The sequence below is a fragment of the Mesorhizobium sp. genome (assembly GCF_024509055.1).
GTDB lineage: Bacteria > Pseudomonadota > Alphaproteobacteria > Rhizobiales > Rhizobiaceae > Mesorhizobium.
On sequence record NZ_JANINM010000178.1, the window covers coordinates 36,519 to 46,658 of the forward strand.

Annotated in this window: 7 protein-coding genes; 2 read left to right on the top strand and 5 right to left on the bottom strand. The window is 65.0% G+C overall.

All coding sequences use genetic code 11. The features are described 5' to 3' along the window. Positions 1-101 precede the first annotated feature (101 nt). Positions 102-3,251: an efflux RND transporter permease subunit gene (locus Q0L57_RS08510; RefSeq protein ID WP_296741100.1), complete on the top strand. Its 3,150-nt coding sequence runs from the start codon at positions 102-104 to the stop codon at positions 3,249-3,251. Between the two features lie 217 nt (positions 3,252-3,468). Here the strand turns inward: Q0L57_RS08510 and Q0L57_RS08515 are convergent, their stop codons facing one another. Next, on the bottom strand, positions 3,469-4,359 hold the full coding sequence (locus tag Q0L57_RS08515; protein WP_296741103.1) for a DUF427 domain-containing protein: 891 nt from the start codon (positions 4,357-4,359) through the stop codon (positions 3,469-3,471). Positions 4,360-4,361: 2 nt separating this feature from the next. Beyond that, positions 4,362-6,020, bottom strand: coding sequence for an ABC transporter substrate-binding protein (locus Q0L57_RS08520; protein ID WP_296741105.1), 1,659 nt, complete (start codon positions 6,018-6,020; stop codon positions 4,362-4,364). Positions 6,021-6,145: 125 nt separating this feature from the next. Here Q0L57_RS08520 and Q0L57_RS08525 point away from each other — a divergent pair, with 125 nt between their 5' ends. After that, positions 6,146-7,054: a LysR family transcriptional regulator gene (locus Q0L57_RS08525; RefSeq protein WP_296741116.1), complete on the top strand. Its 909-nt coding sequence runs from the start codon at positions 6,146-6,148 to the stop codon at positions 7,052-7,054. Positions 7,055-7,060: 6 nt separating this feature from the next. Here Q0L57_RS08525 and Q0L57_RS08530 read toward each other — a convergent pair whose 3' ends face one another. The 3 genes from Q0L57_RS08530 to Q0L57_RS08540 form a co-directional block, all read right to left on the bottom strand. Next, a complete protein-coding gene (locus Q0L57_RS08530) occupies positions 7,061-9,082 on the bottom strand; it encodes an ABC transporter ATP-binding protein (RefSeq protein ID WP_296741108.1) in 2,022 nt (673 codons plus the stop codon). After that, positions 9,075-9,965, bottom strand: a complete 891-nt coding sequence (locus tag Q0L57_RS08535) for an ABC transporter permease (RefSeq protein WP_296741110.1) — start codon at positions 9,963-9,965, stop codon at positions 9,075-9,077. Before Q0L57_RS08535 ends, Q0L57_RS08530 begins: the two co-directional genes overlap by 8 nt. After that, the coding region (locus tag Q0L57_RS08540) for an ABC transporter permease subunit (protein ID WP_296741119.1) at positions 9,962-10,140 on the bottom strand (179 nt) is incomplete at its 5' end. The genes Q0L57_RS08535 and Q0L57_RS08540, both read right to left, overlap by 4 nt.

Consider the following 10,140-nt stretch of genomic DNA (forward strand, 5'->3'; position numbering starts at 1 on the left):
TCTCCCGCTTGAGGGGGCCTCGCCGCCCGGAAGCCCAACCGAGAAATTCATGAGCAGCATGGCAAGCGTGGCTTGCCGGCCAATTGGACTGGACTTGCGCCATGACCACCGACAGCAGCACCGAAAAGCGTCCCTTCAACCTCTCGCGCTGGGCGATCGGGCACCCGAGCATCGCGCGCTTCCTGTTCGGCCTGATCATCGTGGCCGGCGCGCTCGGGCTGATGCGCATGGGCCAGAAGGAAGATCCTGACTTCACCTTCCGCGTCATGGTCGTTCAGGCGATCTGGCCGGGCGCCTCGCTCAAGGACATGGAAGACCAGGTCGTCAACAAGATCGAGCGCAAGCTGCAGGAAACGCCGCATCTCGATTTCGTGCGCTCCTATACCCGCGCGGGCAGCGCCATCATCACTTTGCAGGTCAAGGGCGACACCAATGCGGCTGAGGTCGCGGACGCCTTCTACCAGGTCCGCAAGAAGGTCGGCGACATAGCCAGCGACCTGCCACAGGGCCTGCTCGGTCCCTATTTCAACGACGAGTTCGGCGACACCTTCATCACGCTGCATTCGATCAGCGGCGACGGCTTCACCTATCCGGAGCTGAAGAAGTTCGCCATCCAGGCGCGCGATATGCTTTTGACCACGCCCGGCGTCGAGAAGGCGGTCATCATCGGCGACCAGCCTGAGACAATCTACATCGACGTGTCGTCCAAGGCGCTTGCCGAGCGTGGCCTGACCATCCTCGACCTGCAGAACGCCATCAAGGGCCAGAACGCGGTCGATCCGGCGGGCTCGGTCGATACCGGCCTCCGTTCGGTCCGCATCTCGGTCGAGGGCGACGTCACCAGGGCCGCCGATATCCGCGAACTGCGCCTGCGCTCGGGCAGTCAGGTGACGCGCCTCGGCGACATCGCCACGGTCACTTCCGGTCTCCAGGACCCCTACGACAACAAATACCTTTTCAACGGCCATAAGAGCGTCCAGCTCGGCGTCGTCATGGCCAAGGGCTTCAACGTCACCGATGTCGGCAAGGGTGTCGAGGAGACCTACAAGCGCTTCGAGGCAGGGTTGCCCTACGGCGTTTCGGTCGACCAGATCTCCGACCAGCCGGAAGTGGTGCGCGACGCCGTCAGCGAGTTCATGCACGCGCTCGGCGAAGCGCTGCTCATCGTGCTCATCGTCTCCTTCCTGTCGATCGGCTGGCGCTCGGGCCTGGTGATCGCCATCGCCATTCCGCTCGTGCTCGCCGCCACCTTCGCCATCATGTACGAGATCGGCATCGACCTGCAGCGCATCTCGCTCGGCGCGTTGATCATCGCACTCGGCCTGCTCGTCGACGACGCCATGATCGTCGTCGAGATGATGGAGCGGAAGCTCGAGGAGGGGCTGGTCAAGATCGAGGCGGCAAGCTTCGCCTATACCTCGACCGCCTTCCCGATGCTGACCGGCACCCTGATCACCACGGCCGGGTTCATTCCGGTCGGCTTCGCCGCCTCCACGGCGGGCGAATATGTGCGCACGCTGTTCTACGTCGTCGGCATCGCGCTGGTCGTATCGTGGTTCGTCGCGGTCTATTTCACGCCGTGGCTGGGCTACATGATCCTGAAGCAGCGCAAGCACGCCGGCACCCACCACGATGTCTTCGACACCGGCTTCTACCGCCGCCTGCGGGCGACCGTGACCTGGGCCGTGCGTCATCGCATCATCGTGCTGGTGATGACGCTGGTCACCTTCGGCACCAGCCTGTGGGCCTTCCAGTTCATCCCGCAGAACTTCTTCCCGCAGTCCTCGCGCCCTGAAATCCTGGTCGATCTCTGGCTGCCGGAAGGCACCTCGATCAAGGAGGTCGAGAAGCAGGCCCAGGCGCTCGAAGCCAGGATGGCGGACGATCAGGACAAGCGCTTCATCGCCACCTACATCGGCGAAGGCGCGCCGCGCTTCTTCCTGCCGCTCGACCAGCAGCTCAGGAACCCGAACTTCGCCCAGCTTCTGGTGATGGCCAAGGACGAACCGGCGCGCGAGCGGCTGATCGTCAAGCTGCGCAAGATCCTGGCCGAGGATTTCCCCTCGATCCGCGGCAAGGTCGACCGCCTGTTCCTCGGTCCGCCCACCGGCTGGCCGGTGCAGATGCGCGTCATGGGGCCGGACCGCAAGGAGGTGCGCCGTATCGCCGACGAGGTGAAGGCGAGGTTCCAGGCGAATCCGCTGCTTGGCGCGGTGCATGACGACTGGCTGGAGCCGGTGCCGGCAATGAAGCTGGTGATCGACCAGGATCGCGCCCGCGCGCTCGGCGTCACCTCGCAGCGCATCCGCCAGATGCTGCAGGCGACGATGTCTGGCGCGCCGCTCGACAATTTCCGCGACGGCGAGGAGACGGTCTCCATCGTCGCCCGCGAGCCGGAAGCGACGCGTCACCTGTTGTCCTCGGTGGACTCCGTCTACATCCCGACCGACTTCGGCGGCTCGGTGCCGCTGTCGCAGGTCGCCAAGGTCGTGCCGGTGATGGAGCAGGGCATCGAATGGCGGCGCAACCGCCTGCCGACCATCAGCGTGCGCGCGACCTTGCCGGACGGCGTGCAGTCGAACGACGTCGTCACCAAGATGTATAACGACATGAAGGATCTGCGGGCCGGCCTGGCGCCGGGCTACCAGATCCAGATCCAGGGCGGCGCGGAGGACTCGGCCGAAAGCCAGGCCTCGATCGCGGCCAAGGCGCCGATCATGCTGGCGATCATCGTGGTGCTCCTGATGGTCCAGTTGCAGCATTTCGGCAAATCGATGCTGGTGCTGGCCACCGGTCCGCTGGGCATCATCGGCGCCGCCGCGGCACTGCTGGTCAGCGGCGCGCCATTCGGCTTCGTCGCCATCCTGGGCGTCATCGCTCTGCTCGGCATCATCATGCGCAACTCGATCATCCTGGTCGACCAGATAGACCAGGATATCGCGGCGGGCATGGAGCGATCGGAGGCAATCGTGGGCGCTGCCGTGCGACGCTTCCGACCGATCATGCTGACGGCGCTGACAGCCGTGCTGGCGCTGATCCCGATCTCGCGCGCCGTCTTCTGGGGGCCGCTGGCCTACGCCATGATGGGCGGCATCCTCGTCGCCACCGTGCTTACCATCCTGGTGCTGCCGGCTGGCTACGCCCTGTTCTTCGGCCGAGAGCCCAAGAAGGCAAAGACCGACGAGCAGGCAGTGGAGCCGGAGACGATCGAAGGCATCGAGCGGCCGCAGCTGGCGCTGGCCGCCGAGTAAGGTGGCAACCTTGGATCGCCCGCTATCGACGCAAGTCGGTGGCGGGTGATCTGTATTGTTAGAGCAATTCCAGGAAAAGTGTGTAACGGTTTTCCGTCCGGAATTGCGTAGAAACAAAGATTTAGGTGCGCGGGCTCGTCGGCCAAGGTTTTCCAAATGCGCGATGGCCATGGAGCGATCGGCGCGATGCCTTGTCGCCGCAGGTCAAGTGGCAAGCTCAGAAATAGCCGTCCGAGGCCGCGGTCGCCTCTTTCGGGATATCGACGCCGTCGACCAGGATCTTGTCGACCAGCTCATGGTGGAAGCACACCAGCCCCTTGATGCGCTCGGCCTCGTGCACCGGCTCGGGGTAGTACCAGACAAGGTTCTCGTGCCGCTTCTTCGGCGTCGTCACATGGTAGTAGTTGGAGATGCCCTTGTAGGGGCAGCGCGAGATGTAGCGGCTGGGCGAAAACATATCGAGCCGCGTGTCCGAGATCGGCAGGTAGTGCCGCACGGGGTGGCCGGTCTCGAACAGGAACACGCCGCGCCGGGAATCGGCCACCTGCTCGCCGTCGAGGATCACCTGCACGCGCCGTGACGAGGGCAGGCAGTCGACGCGCCGGAACGGATCGCGGGCATGGACGAAGATCTCTTCGTCCTCCTCATACCAATGCGTCATCTTCGGCCAGTAGAAGGAAATGTAGTCCTGGATCGGCGGGCAGCCTTTGACCGGGTCGAGATAGCGCCAGGCGCCATCCTCGACCAGCGTTATGCCGGTGTTCAGCGAGTAATGTGTCGCGACGCCCTTGAACGGATCCTCCGTGGTCGTCCTGCTCGGTAGCAGGAATTCCTCGCGCACGTCGCTCATCGGGAAGTAATAGACCGGCAGGTGGTCGCTCTCGTAGAAGACCAGCGCCCGGGTCGTGTCGGCCACAATCATCGGGCCGACCTGCACCCTGATCCGCTTCGGCGAGGGCATGGTGAAGGCGATGTAGCCCGGCTCGAACTCGTACTGGACGATGTTGTCGAGCAGCGGGAAATGCGGCCCGCGGCCGCGCAGGTGGGGCTTGCGAATAGTCGTCGTCCTTTTCTGGTCGTCTGCGGCTGGGTTCTTTCGCGCAACCATTGTCAAGACGCCACCGATACACGATCGAGCAGCAGTCCGGCGGCGATTGGCGGCAGGCCGCTGACATTCTTGCGCACCGGCACCAAAAGGTCCGGGAAATAGCTGAAGATAACCGGCGTCTCGTCGAGCAGCAGCTTCTGGATGTCGGAAGCCGCCTTGCGCTGGGCGTCGAAGTCGAGCGCCTTGAGGTAGCTGGTGATCAGCCCGTCATAGGTGGGGTTCTTGAAATGCGCCGCGTTCCACGGGCCGTCGCTGACCAGCGGACTTTTCAGGAACACGTTCGGCACGCTGCGATGCGCGTAGTCGGTGATGCCGAGCGGACTGTCCAGCCAGTCGGACTGGCCGAACACCGCCTTGCCGTAATATTTGTCCTGGTCCTCGATGTTGAGCGAGATGCGCGCGCCGATTTCCTTGGCGAAGTTCTGGAAGAGCTGCGCATAGCCTGGAATGTCGGAATAGCGAAGCGTCGTCAGCGTGATGTCGAAGCCGCCCGCCAGCCCGGCCGCCTCCATCAGCTGCCTGGCCTTGGCGATGTCCTGCGTGCGCTGCGGCACCGATTTGTCGGTCACTGGGAAGGCCGGCGCGAAGGGGCTGTCGTTGCCGGTTGCCGCCATGCCCCGGCAGAGGCCGTCGACCAGCTTCGAGCGGTCGATGCACAGCGCCAGCGCCTGGCGAACGCGCTTGTCGGTGAAGGGAGCCATGTCGCAGCGCATGTGGAGCTGGCGATGCGCGGTCGAGGCGACGCGCAGCACGGTGATGTCGGGATTGCCGAGCACCACCTGGCTGACATCAAGCGGGATCGCGTCAAGAACGTCGACTTCGCCTGCCTGCAGCGCCAGGATGCGCGGCTGCACGTCGGCGTAGAACTTGAATTCGAGCCGGTCGGGCAGGGCCTTCTCACCCCAGTAGTCGGGATTGCGCACAAAAGTTGCGCCGACCTTGGGCGTGTAGCTTTCGAGCCGAAATGGGCCGGTGCCCTCGAAGGTCTTCTCGTAGTCGCCCTTGTAGCTCGCCGGCAGGATGACGGCGTTGTAATTGTCGATCGACACAGAGTAGGGGAAGCTGCCATTCGGCGCGTCGAGGTGGAACTCGACGGTGTGGTCGTCGACCTTGCGCGTACCACCCTTCGACAGTAGGCCCTTGAATACCGAAAGCGCGTTGGATGTGCCGGTGGGATCGGCGAGCCGGTCGAAGGTGGCCACCACGTCGTCGGCCTTGAAGTCCTCGCCATTGTGGAACTTCACGCCCTTGCGCAGCTTGAAAGTCCAGACGCTCCCATCGGCGTTCGGCGACCAGCTCTCCGCCAGCACCGGCTTCAGCGTCAGGTCCGGCTGCGTCACGCACAGGAACTCGGCGGTCTGGAAGACGAGCTGGTAGCTGCCGCTGTCATAGAAGGTCACCGGATCGATGGCGCCGCCCGGCGTGGCGACGCCGGCGCGAACGGTGCCGCCGGCTTTGCCCTCGGCCCGTGCCTGCGGTCCGCCGAGACCGACCGCTGAAGCGATGCCGCCGAGGAAGGGCAGCGACATGCCGAGCACGCTGCCGTGGCGCAGGAATTCGCGCCTGTCGATCTTGCCGGCCAGCAATTCGTCGATAGCGGAATTTTCGATTGCGCTGAGTGTCTTGCGAGCGGCGTCGATCGTCCTGAAATGCTTCGGCATGGCTGCATTCCTCGCTTCTCGTTGGGCTCCGCCATCTAGTTCATCGTTGACGACCGCCGAAAAGCGATATTTTTTGATGAGGGCCATCGAAATTTCCGATGGCGATTTACTTGGGGACTGAAGGCATGGACACCGAGAACCTGCGCAGTTTCCTGGAGGTGGCCGAGCATGGCAGCTTCACGGTCGCGGCAAGCCGGTTGAACCTTGCCCAGTCGACCGTCAGCGCGCGCATTCGCGGCCTCGAGGAGCAACTGGGCCGCAAGCTCTTCCTGCGCGACAGCGATGGCGTGACGCTAACGCCCGCGGGGCGGCAATTCCTGCCGCACGCTTCCACGATCACCCGCACCTGGGAGCAATCGCGCCAGGACATCGCCGTTCCTGACGGCTACGACGCCCTGCTGAGGCTGACCGCCCCCGCTTACCTTTGGGACCGCATCACCTCTCCGTGGATATCCTGGATGCGCGAGAGGCGGCCCAATGTGGCGCTGAGGCTGGAGGGCAGTTTTCCCGACCTGGCCGTCGACCAGCTGGCCGAAGGACTGCTGGACATTTGCATCCTCTATCTGCCGAGGCCGCATCCAGGCATCGTCTATGAGACGCTCGCCGTCGACCAGGTGGTCCTTGTCCAGCACACCGCGCAGGTCGGTCCTTGGACTGGCAACTACATCCTGATGGATTGGGGGCTGGAGTTCCGCATCGAGCATGACCGCGCCTTTGCCGGTATGGTGAAGCCGGCGATCTCGGCTGGCCTGGTGTTCATCGGCCTGCAGCACGTGCTGTCGCAGAAGGCGGCTGCCTACCTGCCGCTGAGCGCGGTAAGCGCGTATATCGAGCGTGGCGAGCTGAGGCGTGTCGAGGACACGCCCGTTTTCCAGCGGCCGATCTATCTTGCCTATCCCGCGAACCAGGCCTCGTCGGATGCGCTCGCCGTCGCCCTGACCGGCCTACGCACGCTCGCCCGGGACCTGTCCGGCGCCGAAGGGTTCGCCGAGGGCGACCGCGCCCTCAGCATGGCAGGCGCGGTCGCGTTCTAACTTCGATCACGCCGGCTCTACGGTCTTTGGTTTCTGCAGCCGTGCCAGTTCGTCATAGGGGATATGGCATCGGATTGTGTGTCCGGGCTCGGCCTCGATCAGTTCCGGTTCCTTTGTCTCGCAGATGGCGCCGATCTTGCGCGGACAGCGTGTGTGGAAGACGCAGCCGGAGGGCGGATTGGCGGCGCTGGGGATTTCACCGTCGAGGCGGATGCGCGAGGCTTCCGCTCGGTCGAGCTTCGGCACGGCCGACAAGAGCGCTTCGGTGTAGGGGTGGTGCGGACCGGAGAACACCGCCTCCGAAGGCCCGAACTCCATGATGCGGCCGAGATAGAGCACCGCGATCTTGTCGGAGAGATAGCGCACCACGCCGAGGTCGTGCGAGATGAAGATGTAGGAGACGTCCTGCTTGGACTGCAGGTCGGCCAGGAGATTGAGGATCGCTGCCTGCACGGAGACGTCGAGCGCCGAGGTCGGCTCGTCGCAGACCACGATGCGCGGATCGCCGGCAAAAGCGCGCGCGATCGCCACGCGCTGCTTCAAGCCGCCCGACAGCTGCCTTGGCTTGACCGCCAGATGCCGATCGGTGAGCCGCACGGAGCGCACGAGCTCTTCCAGTCGCGTGTCGAGCGCCTTGCCGGAGAGCCCGCCGAGCCGCTTCAGGGCGCGGCTGAGGATATGGCGGATGGAATGCGAGCGGTTGAGCGCGGAGTCCGGGTTCTGGAAGACGATTTGCACGGCCTTGACCTGGTCTTCCGCTCGGTTGGCGAGTCGTGGCGCCAGCTGCTTGCCTTCGAGCTCGATCGAGCCGCCCTCATCCGGCGAGACCAGGCCGAGCAGCAGTCTGGCAAAGGTCGTCTTGCCGCTGCCGGATTCGCCGACCAGCCCCAGCGTCTCGCCGGGCCGCAGGCTGACGGAAACGTCCTTGACGGCCCGTAGCGGGTGGCCATGGCTGGCATAGGTCTTGTTCAGCCCCTCGACCCGCAGCACCGGCGGCGCCTGCTTGGGCGCTACCGCTGCGACCTCGGAGGGCGTCGCGCGCGGCAGCGACTGCGCCTTGTCGTGGTAGTGGCAGCGTGACAGGCGGCCGTCCTCGAGCTGATAGAGCGGCGGCGGCTCCGCGCGGCAGCGCTCGGTGGCCAAAGCGCAGCGGTCGGCGAAGGCGCAGCCAACGATGTTGGCGCCGATGCCGGGCAGGAAGCCGGGGATGGTGTCGAGGCGGCCCTGGTCCTTGCGCTGGCCGCCGCGCGGCAGGCAGCGCAGCAGCGCCACCGTGTAGGGATGGCGCGGATCGTTGAAGACGTCCTTGGTCGAACCTTCCTCGACCAGCATGCCGGCATAGAGCACGCCGACCCGGTCGCACATATGGGAGACGACGGCGAGGTTGTGGCTGATGAACAGGATCGAGGCCGAGAGCTCGCGCCTGAGCTGCGCGATCAGGTCGAGCACTTCCGCTTCGACGGTGGCGTCGAGGCCGGTCGTCGGCTCGTCGAGGATCAGCATCGAGGGATCGTTGGCCAGCGCCATGGCGATCGCCACGCGCTGCTGCATGCCGCCCGAAAGCTGGTGCGGGTAGCGCTGCATGACGCTTGCGGGATCGGAGATGCGCACGCGGTTCAGCATGGCGATCGCCTTGTCCTCGGCCGCCTGTCCGGTGATGCCCGCAAGCTCGAAGATTTCGGTCAGCTGGCGGCCGATGCGGATCGACGGGTTCAGCGCCTTGCCGGGATCCTGGTAGACCATCGACACGCTGTCCGCGCGGGCCCGCCTGAGCGCCTCGGCGTCCAGCTTCATCACGTCCTGCCCGTCGAGGGCGATCGAGCCGCCGGTGATCGAGCCGTTGCGCGGCAGATAGCGCACCACCGACAGCGCCACGGTGGATTTGCCGCAGCCGGATTCGCCGACCAGGCCGTAGGCCTCGCCGGCCTTGATGGTCAGGTTGACGTTGCGCAGCACCGCGCGGTTTTGGCGGCCGACGCGGTAGGCGACCGACAGGTCCTTGAGTTCGAGCGCGTTCTTGTCAGTCATTGAACGCTCCATGCACACCGTCGGCCACCAGGTTGACGCCGATCACCAGCGAGGCGATGGCCAGGGCATCGAACAGCACCGTCCACCAGAAGCCGCCGCCGATCATGCCGTAGTTCGAGGAGATCGAGAGGCCCCAGTCGGGCGAGGGCGGCTGGATACCGAAGCCCATGAAGGAGAGCGTGGCGACCGCGAAGATGGCGTAGCCAAGCCGCACCGTCGTCTCGACGAGGATCGGCGGGATGACGTTGGGCAGGATCTCTACGAACATCGTGTGCAGCGCGCCCTCGTGGCGCAGCTTCGCCGCCGCGACATAATCGAGCTCGCGTTCGGCAAGCACGGCCGAGCGCACCGTGCGGGCAATGATCGGCGCGAAGGAGAGGCCGATGACGACGATGACGGTTATCTTCGAGGTGCCGAGCGCGACGATGGCCAGCAGCGCGATGATCACCACAGGGATCGCCATGAAAGCTTCCAGCACGCGGCTGACGATGTCGTCGACAATGCCTCGGAAATAACCGATCAGCAGGCCGAGCGCGGTGCCGGCGACGGTCGCCAGGATCGTGGCCAGCGGCGCCACCGTAAGGATGTCGCGCGAGCCGACGATGACGCGCGAGAACACGTCGCGACCGAGCTGGTCGGTGCCGAACCAGTGATCGGCCGCCGGCGGCGTGAGCGCATTGATGATGTCGCTTGCCAGCGGATCGTAGGGAACAAAATACTGGCCGAACAGCGCGCACACGACCCAGAACACAACGATGAAAAGCCCGGTCAGGAATGTGCCGGACCTGAGCAGTGAATGCAGAACCTCGCCCCAGGGGCCGCGCCGTTTGGTGTCGGGCGCTGCCGGCGCCGGCAGGTTGGCGGGCGTGTCGGTCGCGCTCATTGTTCTCCCCCCAGCCGGATCCGTGGATTGAGCACCGAATAGAGGAAGTCGGCGACAAGCGTCGCCACCGCATAGACGATGCCGATTGTCAGGATGCCGGCCTCCAGCATCGGAAAGTCTTTGCCGCGCGCGGCGGTGAAGATCAGCGAGCCGATGCCCTGGTAGCGGAACAGCG